The sequence below is a fragment of the Aggregatibacter actinomycetemcomitans genome (assembly GCF_003130205.1).
GTDB classification, from domain to species: domain Bacteria; phylum Pseudomonadota; class Gammaproteobacteria; order Enterobacterales; family Pasteurellaceae; genus Aggregatibacter; species Aggregatibacter actinomycetemcomitans_A.
On the sequence record NZ_NRDF01000013.1, the window covers coordinates 1 to 25,936 of the forward strand.

At 44.1% G+C, this 25,936-nt stretch carries 19 protein-coding genes and 1 pseudogene; 4 read left to right on the forward strand and 16 right to left on the reverse strand.

Translation table 11 applies throughout. The features are described from left to right. Positions 1-955 precede the first annotated feature (955 nt). The 7 genes and pseudogenes from hflC to thrA all read right to left on the reverse strand — a co-directional run bounded on the left by hflC (position 956) and on the right by thrA (position 9,169). Positions 956-1,843 (reverse strand): protease modulator HflC, encoded by an 888-nt coding sequence (gene hflC, locus DK423_RS08730; RefSeq protein WP_005556086.1) that lies wholly within the window; start codon positions 1,841-1,843, stop codon positions 956-958. Further along, entirely contained in the window at positions 1,843-3,096 is a 1,254-nt protein-coding gene (gene hflK, locus DK423_RS08735) for an FtsH protease activity modulator HflK (protein WP_005556087.1), read from the reverse strand. The genes hflC and hflK overlap by 1 nt, the downstream gene beginning before the upstream one ends. Before the next feature lie 95 nt (positions 3,097-3,191). Next, positions 3,192-3,911, reverse strand: a complete 720-nt coding sequence (locus tag DK423_RS08740) for a 4'-phosphopantetheinyl transferase family protein (protein ID WP_005556089.1) — start codon at positions 3,909-3,911, stop codon at positions 3,192-3,194. A gap of 57 nt (positions 3,912-3,968) precedes the next feature. After that, positions 3,969-5,243, reverse strand: coding sequence for a threonine synthase (gene thrC, locus DK423_RS08745; RefSeq protein WP_005556094.1), 1,275 nt, complete (start codon positions 5,241-5,243; stop codon positions 3,969-3,971). Between the two features lie 55 nt (positions 5,244-5,298). Beyond that, a pseudogene (locus DK423_RS08750) lies at positions 5,299-5,738 on the reverse strand (hypothetical protein). A gap of 27 nt (positions 5,739-5,765) precedes the next feature. Continuing rightward, positions 5,766-6,710: a homoserine kinase gene (gene thrB / locus DK423_RS08755; RefSeq protein WP_005556096.1), complete on the reverse strand. Its 945-nt coding sequence runs from the start codon at positions 6,708-6,710 to the stop codon at positions 5,766-5,768. 11 nt (positions 6,711-6,721) lie between these two features. Beyond that, positions 6,722-9,169, reverse strand: a complete 2,448-nt coding sequence (gene thrA / locus DK423_RS08760; protein WP_005556098.1) for a bifunctional aspartate kinase/homoserine dehydrogenase I — start codon at positions 9,167-9,169, stop codon at positions 6,722-6,724. A 353-nt stretch (positions 9,170-9,522) separates the two neighbouring features. Here thrA and DK423_RS08765 point away from each other — a divergent pair, with 353 nt between their 5' ends. After that, positions 9,523-10,911 carry a nicotinate phosphoribosyltransferase gene (locus tag DK423_RS08765; protein ID WP_061886502.1) on the forward strand — a complete coding sequence of 463 codons (1,389 nt, stop codon included), beginning with the start codon at positions 9,523-9,525 and terminating at the stop codon, positions 10,909-10,911. Continuing rightward, positions 10,904-11,599, forward strand: a complete 696-nt coding sequence (locus DK423_RS08770; protein ID WP_005556102.1) for a YggS family pyridoxal phosphate-dependent enzyme — start codon at positions 10,904-10,906, stop codon at positions 11,597-11,599. Before DK423_RS08765 ends, DK423_RS08770 begins: the two co-directional genes overlap by 8 nt. Positions 11,600-11,647: 48 nt before the next feature. Here DK423_RS08770 and DK423_RS08775 read toward each other — a convergent pair whose 3' ends face one another. From DK423_RS08775 to dapA, 4 genes are all read right to left on the reverse strand, one after another. Next, a complete protein-coding gene (locus DK423_RS08775) occupies positions 11,648-12,484 on the reverse strand; it encodes an ABC transporter ATP-binding protein (protein WP_005556103.1) in 837 nt (278 codons plus the stop codon). A gap of 312 nt (positions 12,485-12,796) precedes the next feature. Beyond that, positions 12,797-14,308: an ABC transporter permease/substrate-binding protein gene (locus tag DK423_RS08785; protein ID WP_005556108.1), complete on the reverse strand. Its 1,512-nt coding sequence runs from the start codon at positions 14,306-14,308 to the stop codon at positions 12,797-12,799. Positions 14,309-14,442: 134 nt separating this feature from the next. Beyond that, the gene (gene bamC, locus DK423_RS08790; protein WP_005556109.1) at positions 14,443-15,447 is read right to left on the reverse strand and encodes an outer membrane protein assembly factor BamC; all 1,005 of its coding nucleotides are present in this window, start codon (positions 15,445-15,447) and stop codon (positions 14,443-14,445) included. Between the two features lie 112 nt (positions 15,448-15,559). Beyond that, on the reverse strand, positions 15,560-16,453 hold the full coding sequence (gene dapA / locus DK423_RS08795; RefSeq protein ID WP_109043958.1) for a 4-hydroxy-tetrahydrodipicolinate synthase: 894 nt from the start codon (positions 16,451-16,453) through the stop codon (positions 15,560-15,562). A 157-nt stretch (positions 16,454-16,610) separates the two neighbouring features. On the opposite strand from dapA, the gene bcp reads away from it, so the two are divergent. Then, positions 16,611-17,075, forward strand: a complete 465-nt coding sequence (gene bcp, locus DK423_RS08800) for a thioredoxin-dependent thiol peroxidase (RefSeq protein WP_005556111.1) — start codon at positions 16,611-16,613, stop codon at positions 17,073-17,075. 63 nt (positions 17,076-17,138) lie between these two features. On the opposite strand, the gene DK423_RS11195 is transcribed toward bcp, so the two are convergent. Together DK423_RS11195 and typA are read right to left on the reverse strand one after the other, a co-directional pair. Further along, positions 17,139-19,931, reverse strand: a complete 2,793-nt coding sequence (locus DK423_RS11195; RefSeq protein ID WP_109043959.1) for an adhesin — start codon at positions 19,929-19,931, stop codon at positions 17,139-17,141. Positions 19,932-20,156: 225 nt separating this feature from the next. Beyond that, on the reverse strand, positions 20,157-22,010 hold the full coding sequence (gene typA, locus DK423_RS08810; RefSeq protein WP_061886182.1) for a translational GTPase TypA: 1,854 nt from the start codon (positions 22,008-22,010) through the stop codon (positions 20,157-20,159). A gap of 387 nt (positions 22,011-22,397) precedes the next feature. Between typA and glnA the strand changes: the two genes are divergently transcribed. Continuing rightward, entirely contained in the window at positions 22,398-23,807 is a 1,410-nt protein-coding gene (gene glnA, locus DK423_RS08815) for a type I glutamate--ammonia ligase (RefSeq protein ID WP_005556115.1), read from the forward strand. Between the two features lie 108 nt (positions 23,808-23,915). Here glnA and DK423_RS08820 read toward each other — a convergent pair whose 3' ends face one another. The 3 genes from DK423_RS08820 to DK423_RS08830 form a co-directional block, all read right to left on the reverse strand. Beyond that, positions 23,916-24,641 (reverse strand): TerC family protein, encoded by a 726-nt coding sequence (locus DK423_RS08820; protein ID WP_005556116.1) that lies wholly within the window; start codon positions 24,639-24,641, stop codon positions 23,916-23,918. Between the two features lie 64 nt (positions 24,642-24,705). Continuing rightward, entirely contained in the window at positions 24,706-25,374 is a 669-nt protein-coding gene (gene mutH, locus DK423_RS08825) for a DNA mismatch repair endonuclease MutH (protein WP_005556117.1), read from the reverse strand. Next, a complete protein-coding gene (locus tag DK423_RS08830) occupies positions 25,371-25,910 on the reverse strand; it encodes a methylated-DNA--[protein]-cysteine S-methyltransferase (RefSeq protein WP_005556118.1) in 540 nt (179 codons plus the stop codon). Before DK423_RS08830 ends, mutH begins: the two co-directional genes overlap by 4 nt. Positions 25,911-25,936 lie beyond the last annotated feature (26 nt).

Here is a 25,936-nt window from a genome sequence, read left to right on the forward strand (position 1 = left end):
CAGTCTGTCGTAGATAAACTCAATCTAAGACCACGAAAGTGTTTAGGCCGGAAAACACCTTATGAGGTTTACTTTAAGAAATTGTTGCACTTGGTTTGACAATTCAAGTTTTAATTCTTTAATCCTTGAAGTCGATTAGTTGTTTTTCAATGCCTAAATCGGCATATTGTTCAAACGTGAATAACTAATTCATATATCGCTTTTGAGCTCCTATACGCACTTCTGACATTGCGCTTTTTATAAGAAAAATTACCCTTTTCATTCGGCTTGTCTGAGCGTTCTGTCAAAAACGTTTGATGATTTCCGATACCGCGGTGTCAGACATAAAAGTCATTTTTATGGCTATTCTTATGCGTCCTGGTGATAACTTTTAAGGCTTTCCCCGCCATTTGTGTCGGCGTGTTAAATAAATCCTGTAATAATCCGAGTCTACCGTCACAGATAATAGATTGACTAACAAAACCTTTTTCGGTTTTCACGATTTTGCGATAAATCACCTTTCCCGGCAGGAATCTAATAGTACAAGTACATCGACATCCCGACCAAAGAAGGTGATGTCGGCAAGGATATCCAGTTGACGCTTTTGAGGAGGGAGAGCGTGGTTTCAGGCGCTTTATCAATATAACATTGAATAGCTCGAACAGTGATATTTTTCGGTTACTTGTTTGTAGGTTCGCTTCCCTCCGCATAGCCTCCCAAAGTTGTATTGGATTAAATTTATTCTGAAACGAAGTGCGGGCATTTATAGCGCTGAATAGGGTTTTGTTTGCCATACTTTTGAATCGTGCGGTGTTGCCAAAAATGCATTTTTTTGTTGATAAATTCAAAAAAGTGGGTTAATGCCTCGTACTATAAGGCCTTAACTCACTTTTTACCAATAATCTTCTGCTATACCAAGTAATTTTAGCGGCAACAAAAAAGGGTATCCGCAGATACCCTTTTCATGTTTAATCAATTACTTGCTTGGTGATTGCATAAAACGGAAGAAGTCACTGTCCGGTTTTAAAATCAACAAATTGTCCGAATTGGCGAAGCTGCTTTCATAGGCTTTCAGGCTACGAATGAAGCTATAAAATTCAGGTTCTTTACCAAAGGCATCGGCAAAGATTTTGGCTGCTGTTGCGTCGCCGTCACCGCGTAATTCCTGTGCGGTTTTTTCCGCATTGGCGATGATTAAGGTGACTTTACGATCGACATCCGCCTGAATAAATGCCGCTTTTTCTTTACCTTGGGAACGGTGTTCACGGGCTACCGCATCCCGTTCGGCACGCATACGCTGGTAAATGGAGGAAGACACTTCATCCGGCAAGTTAATTTGTTTAATCCGTACGTCAAGCACTTCAATCCCTAGTTCGGCAGTGCTGTCCTGCCCACTGTTGAGGGCTTTTTTCGTGCCTACCATGAGTTCGCCTCGTGTTCCGGAAACGATGTCTTTAATGGTGCGGGAACCGATTTCGGAACGTAAACGGTCATTGACTTTACGACGTAATAAGTTGGCGGCTTGTGCATAATCGCCACCACCGGTGGTGGTGAAGAAACGACCTAAATCATTGATACGCCATTTCACGTAGGAATCCACTAAGAGGTCTTTTTTCTCAACAGTAACGAAACGATCTGCTTGCCCGTCTAAGGTTTGAATACGTGCATCAAGCACTTTCAGGTTATCAATAAACGGGATTTTAAAATGCAGTCCCGGCGTGTAAATGGCAATTTTATTATCGGCATCGCGTTGTACTTTGCCAAAACGCAACATAATACCGCGCGTGCCTTCGGTGACCACCACTACACTGGAGTAGACGATAGCGACGATAACTAAAATGACAGGTAATAACAGTTTACGCATTAGTTAAATCTCCCTTGACGACTACTTTCATTTCCGATTTCTGATGGACGGTTCGGCGTGTTTGCCCGATTTTCGTTGCGGGAAACAGGCGCAGAATTGACCGCACTTTGTTGGGTTTCTTCACCATTGGCATTGGTGGAATAGGTTTTTTTGCCTTTGAGTAACTGTTCCAGCGGTAGTACGGTGAGGTTATTGCCGTTAGCGGCATCCAACATCACTTTCGGTGTATTCGCCATCACTTTTTCCATCGATTGAATATATAAACGCTCACGGAAAACATCCGGCGCGGCTTTAAATTCCGGTAACAGCGGTTGGAAACGTTCCACTTCCCCTTTGGCATCCAGCACGACACGATCTTTATAGGCTGTCGCTTCTTCCAAAATGCGTTGGGCGTTACCGCGCGCAATCGGCTCTTTCTCACGGGCATAGGCTTCCGCTTCACGAATATAACGTTGTTCGTCTTCCTGCGCTTTAATGGCGTCGTCGAAGGCGTCTTTCACTTCTTCCGGCGGACGGGCGGATTGGAAGTTCACATCAATCACCTCCAAGCCCATATCATACGGCTCGATAATTTGATTCAACGCCTTCCAGGTATTTTCACGCACCACGGAGCGACCGGTAGTCAAAATATCGTTCATAGTCATGTGACCGATCACATAACGTAACGCACTGTCGGTGGCTTGGTTTAAACTGTCGTTGGCATTTACTACGCTGAACAGATATTTTTCGGGATTTTGTACGCGATATTGCACGGTCATTTCCACTTTCACCATGTTTTCATCTTGTGTCAGCATGGAACCTTGGGTTTTTAATTCCTGCACGCGTTCCACATTGACCGGAATCACGCGATCAATAAAGGTCGGTTTCCAGTTTAAACCCGGTTGTTCGATGGAATGGAACTGCCCCAAACGCAACACCACGCCACGTTCCGCTTCTTTGATGGTATAAAAACCGCTGGCGCCCCATAAAATCACGCCGGCGACCACGGCAATCGGTAATAATTTGCCTAAGCCGGAAGGCAGATTGGCATGGTTGGAATTGTTATTTTTGGTGCCTTTACCGCCCATTTTTTTCAATAAATTATTGAAAATTTCTTCTAAATCAGGTGGTGATTGTTCGTTCTTTTTTTGTGAGTTGGAAGAACGATCCCAATTAGACTGACCTTCGTTTTTATCGGAAGACCGGCTTCCTGAAGATTGTCCGTTTTGCTTTGGTTTGCCCCAAGGATCTTGATCTGAACCGTTTAACGACATGGCTTTCTCCGTTTGTCAAAAAATTGTTACAAGTCTAAACAAAATCGAGTGTTAAGTCTAATCATTAATGGGGTTAATGCGCGGATTTTAAAGGGCTAAATGTTCACATCGTAGCGAATTTTTTGTAAAAGCATTTGTGTTTCGAATTGTTCGCCATTCCAGACAAAATAATGCAACGAATGCGGCGGATTTTGATTGACGAAAAACGCCAAATAAAAAGGCAATTGGTCGCTAAAAATCAATTGCCCGCGCGGGCAGTAACGGGAATAAATCTCTTGTGTGTCGGGCAAATGGGTCACTTCCGACAATCTCATAATGCCCGCCCCTTGGGATTTTAACACCGCTTCACGCAAACACCAAATACGATAAAACGCCGATTTTTCATCGGGTTGCTGTTGAAACCAACGGATTTCTTCGGCGGGGGCAAAATGTGCCAAAAGGGCTAAATAGGGGCGTTCTTTGCGTGGCGATTCGATGTCGATTCCGACCGCACTTTTTCCGCCGTTGTCATGAATGTGCAAAATCACCGCAACCCAATCACCGGAATGGCTGATATTGAAATCGATGTCGGGTGCGGGAAATTGCGGGCGACCGCTTGCCGTACGGGAAATTTGCCCTAAAAGTGCGGTGGGTTTTCCCGACGTTTTTAGTAGTTGCCACAACAGAAAATGTGCCAGGCGACGACATTGCCAACATTGTTGCACGCGCGGGTTATCACTGTTTAAGGTGAGTAAATTTGGCGGAACAAGCAGCGCCGGTATGTTTTGAAAAGGGAAGGGCGTTTGAATATTTCCACAGGCGATGAGGGTTGTCATAGGCGTAAGAAAAGTGCGGTCAAGATCTGTTGAATTTTGTCACCGCACTTTTTATCTTTATTTCAACAAATAAGCTCTTAACTGCGCAAAATCGTTTTCCATTTCATCGGATAACAACGGCAGTTTGTTATGTTTATCCAAGGCTTCCGGCAATGGCAGGATTAAATCCAGAATGCGCTCGACGGATTCCTTGAATTTCGCCGGGTGGGCGGTGCAAAGGAATAAACCGGTTTCTCCCGCCTGTAAATCCCCTTTGAGCACCTCATACGCCACCGCACCGTGCGGTTCGCATAAATAACCGAGTTTGTGCATTGTGCGTAATGTTTCTTCCGTTTGCGCATCGGAAATCGCCGCCGAATGTAATTCGGTTAACACCCAACCGTTACGTTTGAACAACTCTTCCACGCGCGGCCAGTTATTCGGACGGGAAACGTCCATGGCGTTGGAAAGGGTGGCGACGGTGGCGTTCGGCGACCAGTTGCCGCTGTGTAAATAGCGCGGCACGGTGTCGTTCGCGTTGGTGGCGGCAATAAAGCGTTTGATCGGCAAACCAAGGGTTTTGGCGATTAAACCGGCGGTGAGGTTGCCGAAGTTGCCGCTTGGCACGGAGACCACGAGATTTTCCCGTTGTGCTTTCGGTAATTGCGCCGTCGCTTCAAAGTAATAGCATACTTGCGCCAATAAGCGGCTGATATTAATGGAGTTGGCGGAGTTTAAACCGATGGCTTGGCGCAATTCGGCGTCATCAAAGGCTTGTTTCACTAAGGCTTGGCAGGTGTCGAAATCGGCGTTGATAGCGACGGTGCGAATATTGCCGCCGAGGGTGCAGAAGAGTTTTTCCTGTAACGGGCTGATTTTGCCTTTCGGATATAAAATCACCACATCAATATTGTCTAAACCGTAGAAAGCGTGGGCAACCGCCGCGCCAGTGTCGCCGGAAGTGGCGGTTAAAATGGTGATTTTGCCATCACCGCGTACGGTGGCTAAGGCCTGTGCCATGAAACGTCCGCCGAAGTCTTTAAAGGCGAGTGTCGGCCCGTGGAATAATTCTAACGCATAAATATGGTCTTCCACTTTAACCACCGGCGCCGGGAAGGTGAAGGCGTTGCGTACCATTTGTTCAAGCTGTGCCGGCGGGATTTCTTCACCGATTAGCGCACCAAGAATTTTTTGGCTGCGCTCAACCAGCGGCAATGCCAATAGTTCGCCGATATTCGTTAAGTGCGGTATGTTTTGCGGGAAAAATAAGCCTTGATCTTTGCCTAATCCTTGGCGCACCGCTTGAGCGAAATTGACTTGTTCTTCGGGGTGTTTAATGTTGTATAAATTCATGGTTAATTCCGTGCTATGAAAATGAACGGCAGCCTGTACTGCCGTTGCAGGAAAATTATTTAATTCGGTTATACGATGTGACTTGCGGCGGATTGGTCACTAATGCGACCATCACATAATCGGTTTTTTATCTAAAGTTAATCCACAGAAAGCGAACGCCATATTATGAATGCAGCTGACATCGGTTCGGTTTAGTACTTGCGGATATTGCTCAAAGAAGCGTTCGATTTCCGCTTTGGAGGAGGTTTCCAGTTTGCATTCGCCACTGACTTCGCACACAGGCGACCAGCTTTTGCCGGCATTTTGGGAACCGTCTGCCAGCCATTGTTTGCCTTTGAGTTTTAAACGAAATTGGATATCCGTATTATTTTGATGTGGGCCCAAGAACACATAATCACCGGCTGCCTGTGGCGGTAAACCGTCAGACAAGGCTTCAGCGTTTGCGAGCGGGTAAATGAGACAACTGCAAAAAAGTGCAGTAAGAATTTTTTTCATTTTTTTATCCTTGGTTATATTTGCCGGCTAGCCCAGTTCTCTGGTGCCGGCATTATCGACTTTGCAGATGTGTACAAAGCCTTCATTGTTTTGTAAATAGTAGTTCTCTAAATAAGCCGCCAGCTTGGTGGCATGAATTAAATCCGGTGCGATAGCGAAAATTGTCGGTCCGGAACCGGAAATCCCGGTGGCTAACGCGCCTAAATCGCGGGTTGCCTGTTTGACTTCCGCGTAGTTCGGCAACAAGGCTTCACGATAAGGTTCCGCGATGACATCTTTCATCATCATTGCCGCCAGATTTTCCTGCTGTGTATGGCAAGCGTGCACAAATCCGCCAAGGTGGCGACCGTGTGCAATCACATCCTGACGGGTGTAGCTTTTCGGCAAAATAGCACGGGCTTCTGCCGTGGAAACTTCAATGCCGGGATATGCCAACACCCAATACCAGCTGTCAAAAAACGGCAATTTCTGGCAAATATTGCCGAGGGATTGCACCATAAACTGTACACCGCCTAAATAGCAAGGTGCAACATTATCATAATGAATGGAACCGGAAATCCGACCTTCCAGTTCGCCCATCATTTCTAATAATTCCATTTTAGAAAAAGGCTCATTATGGTATTTGTTCAGCGCCACCAGTGCTGCCACGATAGAGCAGGCGCTGGAACCCAAACCGGAGCCGATCGGCATATTCTTTTCTAAAGTTAGGCGTAAGGACTTCACTTTCACATTGCGTAATTTGAGCCGTTCGGTGAACAGCACATATGCCTGATAAACGATGTTTTTTTGAGGTTCTTTCGGTAATTTACGCACAAAATAGCCCGCACTTTCCAGTTCAAAACCGTCGGCGATAGGTTCGATTTGCACCACATCGCCCAACAGCGAACCGTCAATCGGCGAAATTGCCGCGCCCAGCGTGTCGAAACCGACACTGATATTGGCACTGGAAGCGGGCGCATAGATTCGTAACATGGGGGCTCCGTTTAGTGTTTCAAGGTTCTTAAAATATCGGCGAAAATACCGGCGGCAGTCACTGCATTACCGGCGCCGTAACCGCGTAATAATAACGGAATTGGCTGATAATAACGAGTATAAAATGCAAGGGCGTTTTCACCGTTTTTCACTTTGTATAGCGGATCGTCTTTGCCTACTTCAATAATGGAAACTTTGCATTTGCCGTTTTCGATTTGCCCTACATAACGTAACACTTTTTCTTCCGCCTGAGCTTTTTCGATGCGGGCATTGAATTCGCCATCTAACTGCGGCAATAATGCCATGAATTCTTCAGTGGATTTCCCTTCGGCAAAGCCTTTTGGTAACACGCCTTCCACGTCTATATCTTCCAATTCCAGTTCTAATCCGCTTTCACGGGCTAAAATCAGTAATTTACGGGCAACATCCTGACCGGAAAGATCGTCACGTGGATCCGGCTCGGTGAAGCCTTTTTCTCGGGCAAGTGCAGTGGCTTGGGAAAGCGTTAAACCTTCTTCCAGTTTACCGAAAATAAAGGAAAGGGAGCCGGATAAAATCCCATCGAAGCGTTCCACTTCATCGCCTGCAGCGAGCAGATTCTGTAAGTTTTCGATGACCGGCAAGCCTGCGCCGACATTGGTTTCGTATAAGAATTTACGTTGGTTTTTATGTGCCAGTTCACGCAGTTTGTGGTAATAATCCAACGCGCGGGTATTGGCTTTTTTATTCGAGGTCACCACATGGAAACCTTCCGCCAAGGCGCGTTCGTATAAACCGGCGAGGGATTCTGCCGACGTGCAATCCACGAAAACCGGGTTCACCACATGATGTAATTTAATGAAAGAGAGCAGTACGTCGAAATCCGACGGTTGGGTAGCGTTTTCTAAGTCCGTTTGCCAATGATCTAAATTTAAGCCGTTTTCATTGAGCAACATTTTGTTGGAATTCGCGAGGGCGCAAACGCGAATTTCAATGTCTTTCTTTGCCAAATATTCTTTTTGGTGTTTGATTTGCTCGATTAATTCGCCGCCGACACCGCCGACGCCTACGAGAAATACTTCAACGAGCTTTTTGTTGTTAAATAACGCTTGGTGCGTTGCTTTCACGGCCTCAATGGCTTTATTTTGCGCCACCACGGCGGAAATCGAACGTTCGGAAGAACCTTGAGCAATGGCATTAATGCTGATATTCGCTTGTGCTAACGCGGAGAAGAAGCGGGCGGCAATGCCTTTGGCTTGACGCATACCGTCGCCTACCACGGAAATGATGGATAAATCTTTAATCACTTCAATCGGATCCAACTGATGGGCTTTTAACTCTTGCGCAAATTCTGCTTCTAAGGCTTTCAGTGCTGCATCAACGGATTTTACCGGCACGCAGAAACTGATGCTGTATTCGGAGGAGGACTGGGTGATTAAAATAACCGAAACTTTCGCAGTAGACATGGCGGAAAATACGCGGGAAGCCATGCCTACCATGCCTTGCATACCCGGGCCGGAAACATTGAACATCGCCACATTATCTAAATTGGTAATGCCTTTTACCTGTAAGCCTTCGGATTTGATGTCACCGGCGATAACGGAACCCGGCGCGCTCGGATTGCCGGTATTTTTAATTAAACACGGAATGTTCGGACGCACTAACGGACCGATGGTGCGCGGGTGGATGACTTTGGCGCCGAAGTAGGAAAGTTCCATGGCTTCACGATAAGACAGGCTTGGCAATAAACGTGCATCGGGCACTAAACGCGGGTCACAGGTATAAACACCGTCAACGTCCGTCCAGATTTCGCACACGCTGGCACCCAAACAGGCGGCTAAACAAGCGGCGGAGTAGTCGGAACCGTTACGCCCCAATAACACGAGTTCGCCTTGCTCGTTACAAGCGGTAAAGCCCGCCATTAACACCACTTTATTTTTGCCGATGGATTTCGCATCCACCCGTTTGGTGGATTCTTCAATATCCACGGAAGATTCCAAATAACTGCCTTGGGCTAACAATTGTTTCACTGGATCAACCACATGCACTTCATAACCATTGGCTTCAAACCAGGCTTTCATCATGGCGATGGAAAGTTTTTCACCGCGGCAATCGATGGTGGCTTTGAGCTCATCTTCCACTTTGCCGTCCTGACGGATTTTTTCTAATAATGACGCGATTTGTTGGAATTCTTGGTCGATGATTTGTTTGGTGCCGGTAAGATCAAAGTGGCTATTTTTGGCGTGCAAACCGTTAATTATGGTGTAGAAAATATCTAATGCTTCGTTGAAATGGGAATCGGTAGATTGATTTAAACTGGCTTTTTCGGAAAGGGCGACAAGGTGATTGGTGATTTTGGCAGGTGCCGATAAAACGCCTGCCGCCTGTTCTTCCAAATGGGCCTTTTCAATAAGCTCCGCCGCCTGTAAAAACCGTTCCGGATTGGCTAAGGAAGTGCCCCCAAATTTAAGTACGCGCATGATATTCTCCTGATAAATGATGTTTGAATTTGCATAAAAAAACCCGCTCTTGGGAAATGCGGGTTCATGAATTTTATTCTTTAACGCACTAGCCCGCCCCATTGATCATAATCATGGTCATGGTGGTTGGCATCATAATAGAAGTGCGGTTGTTTTTCATGGTGTTTTTGTGTGAAAAAAGAATGCGCTTAGAAATACCGAAATTTACCTTTATTGTCAATATGTTTCTAAATAAAATTAATGAATTGAGTGTTATTGGGATAAATTAGCGTATTAAATTTTGAAATATGGTGTTAATACTGAAAAGTATATGCTACAATCCGAAGGTTATGTATTATTTCTATAGGTGTAAAATGTATACTTCAAATCTAACGAATTTAATTCTGAATACAGATAGTTATAAAGCATCTCATTGGCTGCAATATCCGCCTGATAGCGAATATGTCTCTTTTTATATTGAAGCCCGTAAAAGTGAATTTGACGTTGTTTTCTTCGGTTTGCAGGCCTTTCTCAAGGAATACTTAACTAAACCGATTACTCTACAAGATATAAATGAAGCGGAAAATTTATTGATTGCACATGGTTTACCTTTTAATCGACAAGGGTGGCTTGGTATTTTGGAAAAATATAAAGGTTATCTTCCGCTCCGAATTCAGTCGGTGGCAGAGGGGTTAGTGTTGCCTACCGGCAATGTGGTGTGCCAGGTTGTTAATACAGATCCGGAGTTTTTCTGGTTACCAAGTTATTTAGAAACGGCACTTCTGCGTGGTATTTATTACCCTGCCACGGTAGCAAGTCTATCTTATTATTGTAAACAAATACTTAAACGTGCATTGGAAAGATCTGCTGATGATCTGAGTGGTTTGCCGTTTAAATTACATGATTTCGGTGCACGCGGAGCCAGTAGTTTGGAGTCGGTGGCTCTTGGTAGCTTGGCACATTTGGTAAATTTTTGCGGAACAGATAGTCTCAGCGGTATTATTGGTGCAGCCCGTTGGTATGAGGTCGAAAATATGCCGGCATTTTCAATTCCTGCGGCAGAACACAGCACAATTACCAGTTGGGGAAAAGAAAATGAGATCGCAGCCTATGAAAATATATTTCAGCAATTTGCCGGTAAATATCCTGCATTCGCCATTGTGTCTGACAGCTATGATTTATGGCAGGTGGTTAATGAAGTTTGGGGAGGGCGATTTAAGCAGCAGATTTCACAAATGTCGGGAACTTTGATAATTCGCCCTGACAGTGGAGAACCCGGCACGGTAATTTGTCGCGTGCTGGATATTTTGGCTGAAAAGTTCGGAGCAAGAATAAATAGTAAGGGTTATAAAGTATTGCCGGATTGTATTCGTGTCATTCAGGGGGATGGAATTAATTATACTTCATTGACACACATACTGGATGCTGTCATGGCACATGGATTTAGCGTGGATAATGTGAATTTCGGTATGGGAGGCGGCTTGTTGCAACAGGTTAACCGTGACATGATGGGCTGGGCGATGAAGGCAAGTGCGGTGAGTATTGCAGGCAAATGGCGTGATGTATATAAGGATCCCGTTACCGGTGCGGAAAAACGTTCGAAAAAAGGACGGCTTGCATTAGTCAAAAGAGATGGCGAATACTTGACTTTGCGCGAAGAAGAAGTGGATAAGCATGAAAATCTATTGCGTACAGTATATTTAAATGGAAAACTATTACATATTGAAACACTTGAGCAAATCAGGCAGCGTACCAATGGATAATATTCGACGTAATTTACAGCTGGTTCAGCAAAAAATAACCCAAATCTGCCAGATGATTGGGTCCTCACCAAGTGCGGTTACTTTACTGGCTGTTTCTAAAACCAAGCCTGTTGAAGATATTTTAACAGCGTATGAAGCAGGGCAGGCGGCATTCGGAGAAAATTATGTACAGGAGGGAGTGGAAAAAATTCAATTCTGCCAACAGCAAAATATTAACTTGGAATGGCATTTTATCGGCCCGTTGCAATCCAATAAAACCCGTTTGGTGGCGGAGTATTTTGACTGGATGCAAACCCTTGATCGTGCCAAAATCGCCGATCGGTTAAATGAACAACGTTCTCCCCATAAAGCACCGTTAAATGTGTTAATTCAGGTGAATATCAGCAATGAAGCCAGCAAATCCGGCGTTCAGCCCGGTGAAATTTTAGACCTTGCAAAACACCTGGAAAACTTACCGCACTTATGCCTGCGTGGCTTAATGGCGATTCCCGAACCTACCGATGATGTGGTTCGGCAGGAACAAGTGTTTTATCAAATGCGCACTTTGTTTGAACAATTACAACAAGCCTTGCCGAACGCCCAAATCGACACCTTATCCATGGGCATGACCGATGATATGCAAACGGCAATCAAATGTGGTTCCACCATGGTTCGCGTAGGTACAGCAATTTTTGGAAAACGGGTTTAACTTATATAACAGTATGATCAAACAGTAAATAAAAATCTAATTTTATTGTTAACTATTACGTGCTAACCATTTCCGTACACTTGCTTGCTCAGCCTTACTTAATTGTTCATATTGCATAATCACTTTCTCTACCGTTAACGCCTGTTCAGACGAGGCGAATAGTGATTTTACATAACTATTGGCAGGCTGTTGTTGGATTTCGTTTGGTGTACCTACTTGCACCAGTTTCCCATTCTGCATGACGCCAATGCGACAAGCAAGTTTTAAGGCTTCTTGCATGTCATGAGTAACGAACACGATAGTTGTGCCGAATTTTTTATGGATCAACGAAATTTGATCTTGTAAGGCAGTTCGCACCAGTGGATCAAGTGCAGAAAATGGTTCATCCATGAGCAATAAATGAGGATTAGCAGCAATAGCCCGTAAAATGCCTATCCGTTGTTGTTCTCCACCGGAAAGTTCGCGCGGATAGCGATCCTGATATTGTGCAGGTGGCAAATTCACTAATTCAAGTAATGTATTCACACGGGATTTCCGTTCATTTTTGTGCCACCCAAGAATATCAGGCATCAAGGCAATGTTTTGCGCTACGGTCATGGTGGGGAATAGGGCGATTTGTTGTAATACATAACCGATGCGATGACGTAAGGTATGGATGTTGTAATCTTTAATCCGTTTACCTTGAAAATATACATCTCCATCTGTAGGTTCGGTGAGGGCGTTGATCATGCGCAATGTTGTGGACTTACCGCTACCTGAACCTCCGACTAATACGAAGAATTCGCCTTGATAGATGGTCAGATTTAGTGTTTGCACTGCATGTTGTCCGTCATAATATTTGCTTACGCCGCGAAATTCGATAAAAGGTGTGCGATTAATTTTCATATTCTACCTTCATAACCGCGTTAAGGGTACATGGCGCGTTTCTAAGTAATTGCGTTGAATCGGGGAAAAGCATTATAGAATTGCGTACGGATAAAACCGGCATCGCTTTCCGTTCGATTAAACAGCGTGTGGCCATATTGCCGATTGAGTTTGTAATACCAAGTTCCATGATTTTTCCTGTTATGTTCATTTATTTGATCTCTGTATTCTCCCGTATGAGTCATACAGGGTTATATATTCCTCAGCCTTTTTAAGTTAATTATAGGTTGTAGTGCGGCTTAGATGATCCAGCCCGGTACCTTTTGTCTAAGGCTATAGCAATTTTATTTTCTTCAAATACTCCCTTGCCACTTTCTCCGGGCTTTCGCCCAGTACTTTAACTTGATAATTCATTTCACTCATTTCTTGTTCGGAAATGCGGTTGGCGAGGCGGTTAAGTGCGGTCAGAACCTGCGGATTTTTTGCTGCAAAATCAGCTCTCATGAGTGGCGCACCTTGATAGGCGGGGAATAAATCAATGTCATCTTTCAGTAAGCGGAGCTGATGTTGTTTGAGCTCTGCGTCAGTAGAAAATGCTTCGATTAAATCAATTTTATTGTTGAGCAACGCCGTATAACGTAAGGCAGGTTCAAGGGTGACAATATGAGCTAAAGTAATGCCTTGTGATTTTATACCTTTATAGCCATCGATTCGATCGAGAAACTCCAGTGTGAAGCCGGCGCGAATGTCTCCTGCCACATGATGTAAATCGCTGATTGTTGCAAGCCCGTGTGTTGCTCCATAGGCTTCTTTCACTGCCAATGCATAGGTATTTTGATATGCCATCGGCGGTAAAAATTCAAGGCGGAACTGTTCCGCCAGTAATTGTTTACTCAGCTGATAAGTGGTTTCAGGAGAGCGGTGGTGATTTTTTTGTTCGGGCAACACTTGCACCAAGGCTTCCAGCACTGTGCCGGTAAATTCAGGATAAATATCAATTTCACCGCTGTTGAGAGCATTGAATAAAAAAGAAGTTTTGCCGAAATTCGGTTTAAGCTCTACTCGAATAGTTTTGTTTTCCTGCTCAATCAACAGTTTGTACATATTGATAAGAATATCAGGTTCACTGCCAAGTTTACCCGCAATCACCACTTTTTGAGTTTGGGATGTGAGAGAAATTTGCGAAAAACCAACCGCACTTAGCCCTAAAATCAAAACGATAGCGAGAGGACGTTTGCATTGTGCTTTTTGTAAAATCGCAATCAAACCGCTTACTCCGACTGCCAGTAATGCAGAAAGCAAGGCACCGGTAAAAATCATCACCATATTATTGCGATCGATACCGAGTAAAATAAGACTGCCTAATCCGCCCGCCCCGATTAATGCCGCCAGGGTTGCAGTACCGATAATTAATACTGCCGCCGTACGGATGCCCGACATCATTGCCGGCAATGCCATCGGCAGTTCAATTCGCCATAACGATTGCCATCGGGATAAGCCGAAAGCGGTGTAAGCGTCTTGAATAGATTGATCGATTTGGCTTAATCCCAGATAGGTATTTTGGAAGATCGGTAACAGGGCATAGAGTGTTAGGGCAATTAGTACCGGTGGTGAACCAATGCCGACAAAGGGAATCAATAAGCCAAGCAGAGCGAGAGATGGAATGGTTTGCAGCACATTAGTAAATTGTAACACTACTTCCGCCATATGGTGTTTGCGTGACAATAATACTGCAATAGGTACAGCAATTATTACTGCAATTAGCAATGCCGATAAAGAGAGCCATAGGTGGGTAAGTAACATTGCTCCTACTTCAGGCAAGGTGAAAGGAAGCATTTCAAGCATCAGTTAGTCCTTTGAATCGATAATGGAACTATTATATCGGGTGTTAGCCAATAAGGAAAATAGGCTTTGCAATAATATATAACAAAGCAAAACGCCACTTTCTTTTGAAAATGGCGTTTGGTGTTTAAATCAAATTACTTTGCCAATACATTTTGTAATGCTTGATAAATAATCTGTGCCTGCTCGCCCGAGAGGGCAGCTTTATTTTCATCGGAAATAACCACCGCACTTTGTTTACCTACAGCGGCAAGCTGCATTTGGTAAGTGCCTTTTTCCAAGTCCGGCAGTTGCATTCCTACGCGGCGCCATTCTTCTTGCGATAAAGGTTTGTACTCCAACTCGCGAATGCCCCGGCTACCGGTTTCTTCCTGAATTTCAAAGCCCAGTCTCGGCAGCGCGGAACCTAAACGCTGCCAAGCGTTATCAAACGATGTCGCCAGCACTAATGCGGTTCTACCGTTGGCATCGGTGGCGATAGCGGACTGAATCGGTGAGGAAGCGGCGCCGTTAAGAGCTTGTTGCTGTTTTTGGTAAGCGGAATTTAATTCCCCCACCAATTGGTTTAAGCGATCGGAGGCATAACGTTTCTTATCCGTAAAATTAGGTGTGAAAATGGTGTCATCACGTTTCATTTGCAACACGGAAACAACCAATGCGCTGGCGTGTGGCGCGTTGATTTCTTCAATCTGATAGCGGATTTTGGTGTTTTCCAAATCGTCGGCTCGACCGGTGCTCGCCCAGTCGGTTAATAATTTATTGCCTTCTACGGTGTAGCTAATGTCTTGTTCTTTGAGCAGGCGTTCTACTTGGAGTAAGTTGTAAACGCTTTGCTTGTCCGGCGTATAAGCGATCAGCGCACGTTCACCGTCAAATTGTGTGGCCGAATTACTGATGATTGCCAATGGCAAGGATGGCGGGCGTATATCTACGCCGTCGGTTCTGCTGATTTTTACTTGTGGTAATTGATATTCCGCACTTTGTGCCGGCAGATTCACACCGCCACTGGCTAACGGAGTAAAGTATGGTAATTCGCTGTTGGATTTTTGATAGGTGTCGCCCGCTTGTTGTTTACTTTCATTACCGGTGGAGCAGGCGCTGAGTGCAGTGGCGATTGCTACGGTTAATAGCCATTTTTTCATAAATTACCCTTTTGCTTCATGATTAGGATGTTGCGTAAAAATTGTTTTTTTCGACAGGAAAATGTGTGGACAGTTCAGGACCTATATGCATAGGTCCTGATGAATACTGCGTTTAAAGCAAGCCGGCGGCTTTTAATGCATCTAAGACTTTCGGCTGTGCCTGCTCGCTTAATGTGGTGAGCGGAAGACGTAATACCGGCTCCTGAATCAAACCTAATTTGTAACACGCCCATTTCACCGGAATCGGATTTGATTCGACGAACAGGTTTTTGTGTAGCGGCATTAAGCGTTGGTTGATTTGTTCCGCTTCATCAAATTTACCGGCACGGGCGAGATGGCACATTTTTGCCATATCGGCTGCCGCGACGTTATTAGTTACGGAAATCATGCCTTCCGCACCCAATTTCATGGCTTCCAAACCGGTGGCATCGTCGCCGCTTAAAATGATGAAATCTTCGCCGGCAAGTTGTTTGATCTTTTGTACACGACTTACATCGCCGGTAGCTTCTTTAATCCCTACAATGTTACTGATTTTCGCCAGACGACCGATAGTTTCAGGTAGTAAATCACTGCTGGTGCGCCCCGGTACATTGTAAAGAATTTGTGGAATATCGGTGCATTCGGCGATGGCTTTGAAGTGTTGATACATGCCTTCTTGAGTTGGCTTGTTGTAGTAAGGCACCACGGATAAACAACCGGAGATGCCGCTGTTATTGAGTAATTTGGTCATGGTGATGGCTTCGCTGGTGGCGTTAGCACCGGTACCGGCAATAACTGGAATACGTCCACCGGCAAATTCAACGGTTTTTAAAATGGCTTTTACATTTTCATCAATACTCAAGGTGGCGGACTCACCGGTGGTTCCGACGGAAACGATAGCGTCGGTGCCGCTCTTAATGTGAAATTCCACTAATTTTTTTAAGGTTTCAAAATCGACTTCACCATGGCTGTCCATTGGTGTCACTAACGCAACAATACTGCCTTGAAATAAAGGATGATTTGACATAAAAGCCTCCGTTTTATTTGTTATTTTGCCATAACGATTCGAATAAAAAGGATCGAAAACCGTTGTGTTTGCTTGCTAATAGCTATTTAAGATCGCTAAAATAACCTTAATTTGCAAGAGATTTTTTTACTTTTTTGTATTTTAAGAAGGATTTCAAATGGAAACATTAAAAGCCGGTGAAAACGCACCGCACTTTACCTTGTTTGATCAACATAACCAATCGGTTTCTTTAACTCAATTTCAAGGTAAAAAAGTGTTAGTTTATTTTTATCCGAAAGCTTTAACACCTGGTTGTACCACACAAGCCTGCGGTTTACGCGATAGCAAAGCGGAATTGGACAAATTAGGTGTGGCCATTCTCGGCATTAGCCCGGACAGCCCGAAAAAATTAGCCCAATTTGCAGAAAAGAAAGCATTGAACTTCATTTTATTATCCGACGAAAACCATCAGGTCGCGGAACAATTCGGTGTATGGGGCGAGAAAAAATTTATGGGGTGCATATTTGATGGCATTCACCGTGTCAGCTTTTTAATTGATGAACAGGGGAAAATCGAACAGGTATTTGATAAATTTAAAACGAGGGATCACCATCAAGTGGTGCTGGACTATTTGCAAAAGTGAGTTATTCATTATAGTAAAATGGAAGACCGCACAAAAGTGCGGTCCTTTTTTTCGGTGTTTTTATTACCAGTAGTAATTCAGTTTTACACCAAGTTGATTTTGACGTTCCCCATGTCTTCCCTGGTTCACAGCTGCGTAGGCAGATATTTTCCAATCTCGCAAACCAATGCTTAAACTTGCGTTATTATGCCAATAAGGCCCAATAGCGACACCAAACTCTTTACTATTAATATTTTGGCTATAAGATTTGCCTAATGTTGTTGCATAATAGGTTGAGAATGCCGGTATCACTTCAATGCCATCAACATTATAGGTATTACTGAATTTCAAGCCTGTATGGTAAGCGACCAAACTAAAACCGGGACTTCTTATGTTTAACCCGTTGATTTCACCACCGGTAGAGCTTAGATGGTGATAACGAAGTCCCCAAATTGGCGTCACTTTGAAATCTTCAAGTTCGAAGTCATAGGCAAAATTCATGCCGACACTAATCATTTTACGTTTCAATTTGCTATTGCCGATTTTACTGCTTGACCAACCATAACCAATATCAAGTGCTTTACTGTATTGATCAAAGTTTTGTTTGGCATAGCCTGTGATTTTAGTGAAGGTATCTTTTCCACTCAATGGACCGTATTGGCTATCGGTTTTGGCATGAGTAAATGTGCCGCCTAAAACCACGCCGTTATCCAATTGCGCTTCATCATTGCCTAACGTAATTTGGTTACTTCTAGCGCGGTAATTATTGGTATCACTACCGTGACCGTGCATATCGCTATTAACGTATTCGACCCAAACACCACCAAGAGTGCGGTAGAAACTTGTTCTGTCTAATCTTCTGTCTAAGCGCCCGGAAAGATCTAAATTTAATGTATTCAAGACTGCTGCATTGGAAACGATCGCATTGGCAACGAGAATTTCATTTGGGTTATATACCGTTGGTGTTTGTGGTGTTACTTCTGTTTCCTCAGATTCTCTAACTTCCGAATTAGCGATAACCTCAGTTTCATCCACATTAGGTTCAAGATTGGCAGGTATTACCGATACGATTTCTGTAGTTAAACGTTTAACCACAGAAATGGTTTCTTCAGCATTCTGTTGATTGGTTGTTTCTTCGTGAGAAGCGACAATTTGTTCTACCGAAGCTTGTTCAGCTACTTCAGGGTGACTGTTACTGACCTCCTGCGATTCAAGTGTGCTATCTACTAGCGCAACGTCTTCAGTTTTAGTTTCCGAGTTCGTTTCATCATGAATCATTTCAATATGTTCTTTAGACGCTATAGTAATGGTTTTTTCGACATCACTGTGTTCTCCTTGAATGTCCTCAAGATCTAATGGTGCCATATCACTAGGTAAATCCGTAGTAGCAGTAGATCGAACAAGAATAACAGGGTTTTCTTCCGGTTTTTCTTCAACTTGTTGACCTGCAATTGCTTGCTCGCGGGCTAGACGATCGGCTTCTTCACGTTCGATACGTTCGCGTTCAATGCGGGCGTTCTCTTCCAGTTGACGTTGTGCTTCAATAGCGCGCTGACGTTCTTCTTCCGCTGATTTTTGACGGGCGATTTCCTGCTCACGGGCTAGACGGTCGGCTTCTTCACGTTCGGTACGTTCGCGTTCAATGCGGGCGCTCTCTTCCTGCTGACGTTGCGCTTCAATAGCGCGCTGACGTTCTTCTTCCGCCGCTTTTTGACGGGCGATTTCCTGCTCACGGGCTAGACGGTCGGCTTCTTCACGTTCGGCACGTTCGCGTTCAATACGGGCGTTTTCTTCCTGCTGGCGTTGTTCTTCAATAGCACGTTGACGTTCTTCTTCCGCCGCTTTTTGACGGACGATTTCCTGTTCGCGGGCTAGACGGTCGGCTTCTTCACGTTTTGCACGTTCGCGTTCAATACGGGCGTTCTCTTCCTGCTGACGTTGTGCTTCAATAGCACGTTGACGTTCTTCTTCCGCCGCTTTTTGACGGGCAATTTCCTGTTCGCGGGCTAGGCGATCACGCTCACGGCGGGCAAGTTCTTCAGATTTTTTGCGGGCTTCCTCTGCCTTTTGATTTGCAATTTCTTCCTCGCGTGCAAGGCGTTCCGCTTCTAAACGCTTGCGTTCTGCATTCGCCACTTCTTCTTTTTTGCGCTGTTCTTCAATCGCTTGTTGACGAAGTATTTCATCTTCTTTTTGAGGTGAAATTACTTGTTTTTGTTCAATAAGAGTACGCTTTACTCGGGCAACTTCGGCTAATTTACTTTGTTCGTTAATGGCACGTTGAAGCTCATTTGCTTTAATTTTTTGGCGGGCAATTTCCTGTTCATTAGCCAAACGTTCCGCTTCTTTCTGCGCTGCCAGCTGCTCTTTGGTTAAACGTTGTTGGGTGGAATTTTTTAGTTTGGCGGCCGCAAGTGCTTCTGCTACTTTGCGATCTTCTTCTGCTTTTTGACGCGCTATTTCTTGTTCACGGACTTGACGTTTAGCTTCTAAATACTCACGTTGAACAAGTTCCGCCTTTTTCTGTTCTAATTCTTGTGCTTTAATTTGGCTTTGTTGACGTTTCTCTTTTACCTGTGCTATCGCACGGGCTTCCGCTTCTTTTTGTGCCACTTCAGCTTTTTGACGGGCAAGTTTTTGTGCAGCAGTGATACGCTGAATTTCCGTTTGATAAGTATTAACGGATTCTTTTGCAGAATTAGATATGTTGTCCTGCATATTTTTTTTAATATTGGATTTACTTTTTGTTTTAGCCTGAGAAGACGGTTGATTATTTATTTGAGTATTAAACTCTGACGCAAATGCCGGTTGATTAAATACCAATGCGATGGTTGTTGCTATAACAGAATAGCGGAAAGGTTTCAGTAAGATTTTCATAGAGTTAGGATTTATAGTTATATAAAAATAAAATGTTAAATATATTACAATGCAGTACTTTTGTGAAAAATAACACAGTTAAACTTTCTTCATTATATCCTCAATATTCTTTTTTTTGAATATATTTTTAATAGGAAATAGAAATGTAAATTATAGATATAAAAGTGCGGTATGTTTTACAAAACTTTTACAAAACATACCGCACTTTTTCTCTGTCAAAATTAATTAATGTGTGCTGGTACTGATTGTGGTTCTATTCGCACGTTTGCGATCCGTTTCCGTTAATAATTTTTTACGAATGCGGATAGATTGCGGAGTAATTTCAACCAATTCGTCGTCATCAATAAATTCAATAGCTTGTTCAAGACTGAATTTAATCGGTGTGGTTAACGCAATAGCATCATCTTTACCGGAGGCACGCATATTGGTGAGTTTCTTCCCTTGCAGGCAGTTGACGGTTAAGTCGTTGGAGCGACTGTGAATACCGATAATTTGCCCTTCATAGACTTCGGTACCATGATCGATCATCAGTTTACCGCGTTCTTGCAAGCCCCATAAAGCATAAGCTAAGGCTTTACCGGTAGCGTTAGAAATTAATACGCCGTTTTTACGCTGCCCGATTTCGCCCGGTTTTACATCATCATAATGACTGAAACTGGAGTAGAGCAGTCCGGTGCCGGAAGTCATGGTCATAAATTCGTTACGGAAACCGATTAAGCCGCGGCTTGGGATCATGTATTCCAAACGGGTGCGTCCTTTGCCGTCCGGCACCATGTCTTTCACTTCGCCCTTACGGATACCTAAGGCTTCCATGACCGCGCCCTGATGTTGTTCTTCAATGTCGATCGTCACTTGTTCAAAAGGTTCTTGTTTATGACCATCAACTTGTTTGAAGATCACTTTCGGACGGGACACGGCTAATTCGTAGCCTTCGCGACGCATATTTTCAATTAACACGGACAAATGTAATTCGCCGCGACCGGAAACGCGGAATTCATCCGGGTTAGGGGTTTCTTCTACGCGTAACGCTACGTTGTGTACAAGCTCTTTGTTTAAGCGCTCTAATATTTGGCGGGAAGTCACATATTTTCCTTCTTTGCCACAGAACGGCGAAGTGTTGACGCAGAAGAACATGGTGACGGTCGGTTCATCAACGCTTAATGCCGGTAAGGCTTCCACGTTATTGATGTCGCAGATGGTATCGGAAATATTCAGCTCTCCTAAACCGGTAATCGCTACGATGTCGCCGGCGCTGGCGATGTCTTCTTCGTAACGTTGTAAGCCTAAATGCCCTAACACTTGCCCGATTTTACCGTTACGGGTTTTGCCGAAACTGTCGATAATGGTAACGCTTTGGTTCGGTTTCACCGTACCGCGTTTAATGCGACCGATACCGATAACGCCGACGTAGCTGTTGTAGTCCAACTGTGAAATTTGCATTTGGAACGGTGCGTTGAGTTCGACTTTCGGCGGTTCAACGTGTTCGACGATGGCTTCAAATAACGGTGTCATGTCAGCAGCCAGATCTTCGTGATCCAAGCCCGCCACACCGTTTAATGCGGAAGCGTAAATAATCGGGAAGTCTAGTTGTTCGTCGGTGGCGCCAAGGTTTACGAATAAATCGAATACTTGATCCACTACCCAGTCAGGGCGGGCACCCGGGCGGTCAACTTTATTGATGACTACGATAGGCTTTAAGCCGTGGGAGAAGGCTTTTTGCGTAACAAAGCGGGTTTGTGGCATCGGGCCGTCGAAGGCGTCCACTACCAATAATACGGAATCCACCATGGAAAGTACACGTTCCACTTCGCCGCCGAAGTCCGCGTGTCCCGGGGTGTCCACGATGTTAATGCGGTAATCATTCCAGTTAATCGCAGTATTTTTCGCTAAAATAGTGATACCGCGCTCTTTTTCTAAATCGTTGGAATCCATGACTCGCTCATCGGCATCGCCGCTACGGGAAGCTTCTAATGTGCCGGATTGTTGTAATAATTTATCCACTAGGGTGGTTTTGCCATGGTCAACGTGCGCGATAATTGCGATGTTGCGTAATTTGTTAATATCGATTTGATCTGTCATTGAAAATTCTTGGAGTGAGTTAAAAATTCTGTGTTTTTCGACCGCACTTTTGTCCTATGGAAGGCGGAAGGGCGCAGATTATACAACTTTTTAACATGATCAGCTATTAAATAATGTTGGAAAATTTGAACGAAATCAGAAGAAAAGAGACAAAAACGGTGATCACGATCACGTTAAAAATCCATGAAATAAAATAAAGCCTATATAAAGAATAATTGTGTTTTTGATTTTTTATATTTTGATTTTGTAAATTTATTAGATTTTATCTAATTATTTATTTTTATCTTTTGTTTTTGTTTAAAAATCACTTGAGTTTTATGAATGGTATGCTATTTTTGTACGCGATCTTTTTCCATTTTAATCATGTCTATTACAGAGGATTTACTTATGCCCAGCGCGATTGAGAATGTATTTAATCTTATTGAAGAAAATGACATTAAATTTGTATTACTGCGTTTTACCGATATTCAAGGCAAAGAACATGGCGTATCTCTGCCGGTGAGTTTGATTGATGAGGATTTATTTGAAGACGGCAAAATGTTTGATGGTTCTTCTGTCGAAGGCTGGAAGGCGATTAATAAAGCGGATATGTTATTAATGCCGATTGCCGAAACCGCCGTAGTTGACCCTTTCGCTCAAATTCCTACACTTTCCCTTCGTTGTAGTATTTTTGAACCGACCACTATGCAAAGCTATGACCGCGACCCGCGTTCTATTGCGATTCGCGCAGAAAATTATATGCGTTCTACCGGTGTGGCGGATCAAGTGTTCTTCGGGCCGGAGCCTGAATTTTTCTTATTTGATGATGTCCGTTTTGATGTCTCTATGAACAGCAATTCTTATCAAGTGGATGATATTGAAGCCGTCTGGAACAGTAACAAGCGTTATGAAGACGGTAATAATGCTTATCGTCCGTTGAAAAAAGGCGGTTACTGTGCCGTGGCACCGAACGATACGGCGCATGATATTCGTTCCGAAATGTGTTTGTTAATGGAAGAAATGGGTTTGGTCATTGAAGCGCATCACCATGAAGTGGCAACAGCCGGGCAAAATGAAATCGCAACCAAATTCAATAGCCTCACCTTAAAAGCGGACGAAACCCAGATTTATAAATATATCGTACGTAATGTAGCGTATGAACACGGCAAAACCGCTTGTTTTATGCCGAAGCCGATTACCGGTGATAACGGTTCAGGTATGCACTGCAATATGTCTTTAAGCAAAGGCGGCAAAAATATTTTCCAAGGGGATAAATATGCCGGTCTTTCCGAAACGGCACTTTATTACATCGGCGGCATCATTAAACACGCCAAAGCCTTAAACGCCTTCACCAACCCAAGTACCAACTCTTATAAGCGTTTGGTGCCGGGCTTTGAAGCACCGGTATTGTTGGCCTATTCTGCCAGTAACCGTTCCGCTTCCATTCGTATTCCGGCGGTGACTAGCCCGAAAGCCATTCGTATTGAAGCCCGCTTTCCTGATCCGCTTGCTAACCCGTATTTGGCATTTGCCGCATTATTAATGGCAGGTTTAGATGGTGTTATAAATAAAATTCATCCGGGTGATGCCATGGATAAAAATCTGTACGATTTACCGCCGGAAGAATTAAAAGATATTCCGGCTGTTGCAGGTTCTTTGGAAGAAGCATTGAATGCGCTGGAGAATGATTTTGAGTTCTTAACACAAAGCAATGTGTTCACCAAAGACTTTATTTATGCCTTTATCGGTATTAAACGCAAAGAAGTGGAACGTTTAAATATGACACCGCACCCTGTGGAATTTGAAATGTATTATTAAGTTGAGTCAAACAGAAAAGGCGGTTTTAGACCGCCTTTTTTATCGCTGTTTTATCATAGAAAAGTGCGGTTGAAATTTAATGTGTTTTTCGACCGCACTTTTGTTTCTCTAAATTTTAGCGCCCAAGCGTTTACGCATTTGGGTATTGAGAATTTCCACAAATACGGAAAAGCCCATAGCGCAGTAAATATACGCTTTCGGTACATGAATGCTGAAGCTCTCGATAATTAAAGTGGCACCGATCAGGATCAGGAAAGCAAGTGCTAAAATTTTAAATGTCGGATGATTTTCAACAAAATCGCCGATAGGTTTGGCTGCGAACATCATCATGCCAACGGCAATGATAATTGCGGTCACCATGATTTCGATTTGATTTACTATGCCGACGGCGGTGATAACAGAATCTAACGAGAAAACGATATCTAATAAGGCAATTTCAATTAATACTCCGAGAAAACTAACTTTCTTGTTGATTTCGTGATGTTCTTCTTCTGTGTGTGGTGTCATGGCTTCACGAATTTCGTTAGTGCTTTTTATAACTAAAAACAATCCACCAAAAAATAAAATTAAATCCCGACCGGAAAAGCCTTTGCCGAATAACTCAAAGAGGGGTTCGGTAAGGTGTATCATCCAAGAGAGAGTCAATAGCAGTAAAATGCGGGTTCCCATAGCCAAGGTTAAACCGATAATACGTCCCGGTTGACGTTGTTTTGGTGGGAGTTTGGAGACTAAAATGCTGATTAAAACAATGTTGTCAATACCCAGTACGATTTCCAGTGCTGTCAGGGTGAATAAGGCGATTAGCGCCTCGGGACTCAATAGCCATTCAAACATAATTGCTTCCTTAAAATACAAACAGGTGCGCGATCATATAGTTTTGAGAGATAAATGAAAAGGGTTAAATAGCTTGTTGCACAAATTGTTGTAAAATTTGGTAGGTAAACTCTTTGCGCAAATAAAAACCGAGGGGGAGAGTGTAGATAATTTCGCCATTTTTACCAATACCTTTGGTGAGCGCCTTACTATTGGCAGCTTTCGGGCGGAGCTGCAACACCTCGCCTAAACGGGCATTAATTTTATCCAATTGCCCCAGCACGATGTAATCCATCAGTTCTTCCCAATCTCGTTTTAACAGGGCTTCCTGTCGCTCGTCGGGTTGCCACAAAATCGGTGCGCCGATATGTCGTTCCGCGAGCGGGATATGGCGACTTCCTTCAATGGGAATCCAAAGGACGCAGGATAATTTATGGCGTACATGGGAATTTTGCCAATTCACGCCGCTGTTTTGAATAAGTGGCGCGAGACTCACAAAGGTGGTTTCCAACGGATAGCCTTGTTCGTTGATGGGCAGCGTTTTCAGCTCGATGCCTAACTGGCTGAAATCCTGTTCCGCTTTGCTGCCTGCGGTGGCGCCTAATGCCGTTTCAAGCAGCATACCTACCCAGCCCTTATCACGTTTTAAATTCGGTGGCACAGAGGTATGCCATTGCGCCGCCAATTCACCGAAGGTAAGACCGGCAATAGACTGCGCGCGGGAGAGTAATGCCTCGGTGGTTTGCGGGATCATTGGCGATACTTCTTGAAAAAACGCGGTTTAACGATTTCTTTGCCTTTGTCGATATAAGGAATATTTTCCAGTTGCAACAAAAAGCGCTTGGCAACCAAACCGCCACCGAAGCCGGTAAGGGTTCCGTCTTTGCCCAAAATGCGATGGCAGGGAATGATAATGCTGATAGGATTGCTACCCACCGCACCGCCTACCGCGCGTACCGCTTTCGGATTATTGATGCGTTTTGCCAACTCACCGTAACTGGCAGTTTGTCCATAGCCGATTTGACGCAATGCCTGCCAAATTTGTTGTTGAAACCCGGTGCCTTGTGGTGCCAGCGGAATATCCGCGAAGGTTTCCGGTTCGCCATTAAAGTAGTGGTCAAGCGCTGTACACACGTGAATGAAAACAGGTAAATCATTCTTTTCTTGCCATTTGGGATTCGGCGCTAATTGCTCCGGTTCAAAATCCAGATGGGTGAGATTTTTGCCATCAGATAGCATTAATAAATTACCCAGAGGTGAAGGGTAGTAACGATAAAAAAGTGCGGTCATATTTTCCCCTGTTTAGTAAAACAAAA

What these genes read in the sequence shown, in the direction of transcription:
- hflC (WP_005556086.1), bottom strand. Translation starts at nt 1,843, where the DNA reads ATGCGTAAACTGTTATTACCTGTCATTTTAGTTATCGTCGCTATCGTC.
- hflK (WP_005556087.1), bottom strand. Translation starts at nt 3,096, where the DNA reads ATGTCGTTAAACGGTTCAGATCAAGATCCTTGGGGCAAACCAAAGCAA.
- DK423_RS08740 (WP_005556089.1), bottom strand. Translation starts at nt 3,911, where the DNA reads ATGACAACCCTCATCGCCTGTGGAAATATTCAAACGCCCTTCCCTTTT.
- thrC (WP_005556094.1), bottom strand. Translation starts at nt 5,243, where the DNA reads ATGAATTTATACAACATTAAACACCCCGAAGAACAAGTCAATTTCGCT.
- thrB (WP_005556096.1), bottom strand. Translation starts at nt 6,710, where the DNA reads ATGTTACGAATCTATGCGCCCGCTTCCAGTGCCAATATCAGTGTCGGT.
- thrA (WP_005556098.1), bottom strand. Translation starts at nt 9,169, where the DNA reads ATGCGCGTACTTAAATTTGGGGGCACTTCCTTAGCCAATCCGGAACGG.
- DK423_RS08765 (WP_061886502.1), top strand. Translation starts at nt 9,523, where the DNA reads ATGTATACTTCAAATCTAACGAATTTAATTCTGAATACAGATAGTTAT.
- DK423_RS08770 (WP_005556102.1), top strand. Translation starts at nt 10,904, where the DNA reads ATGGATAATATTCGACGTAATTTACAGCTGGTTCAGCAAAAAATAACC.
- DK423_RS08775 (WP_005556103.1), bottom strand. Translation starts at nt 12,484, where the DNA reads ATGAAAATTAATCGCACACCTTTTATCGAATTTCGCGGCGTAAGCAAA.
- DK423_RS08785 (WP_005556108.1), bottom strand. Translation starts at nt 14,308, where the DNA reads ATGCTTGAAATGCTTCCTTTCACCTTGCCTGAAGTAGGAGCAATGTTA.
- bamC (WP_005556109.1), bottom strand. Translation starts at nt 15,447, where the DNA reads ATGAAAAAATGGCTATTAACCGTAGCAATCGCCACTGCACTCAGCGCC.
- dapA (WP_109043958.1), bottom strand. Translation starts at nt 16,453, where the DNA reads ATGTCAAATCATCCTTTATTTCAAGGCAGTATTGTTGCGTTAGTGACA.
- bcp (WP_005556111.1), top strand. Translation starts at nt 16,611, where the DNA reads ATGGAAACATTAAAAGCCGGTGAAAACGCACCGCACTTTACCTTGTTT.
- DK423_RS11195 (WP_109043959.1), bottom strand. Translation starts at nt 19,931, where the DNA reads ATGAAAATCTTACTGAAACCTTTCCGCTATTCTGTTATAGCAACAACC.
- typA (WP_061886182.1), bottom strand. Translation starts at nt 22,010, where the DNA reads ATGACAGATCAAATCGATATTAACAAATTACGCAACATCGCAATTATC.
- glnA (WP_005556115.1), top strand. Translation starts at nt 22,398, where the DNA reads ATGCCCAGCGCGATTGAGAATGTATTTAATCTTATTGAAGAAAATGAC.
- DK423_RS08820 (WP_005556116.1), bottom strand. Translation starts at nt 24,641, where the DNA reads ATGTTTGAATGGCTATTGAGTCCCGAGGCGCTAATCGCCTTATTCACC.
- mutH (WP_005556117.1), bottom strand. Translation starts at nt 25,374, where the DNA reads ATGATCCCGCAAACCACCGAGGCATTACTCTCCCGCGCGCAGTCTATT.
- DK423_RS08830 (WP_005556118.1), bottom strand. Translation starts at nt 25,910, where the DNA reads ATGACCGCACTTTTTTATCGTTACTACCCTTCACCTCTGGGTAATTTA.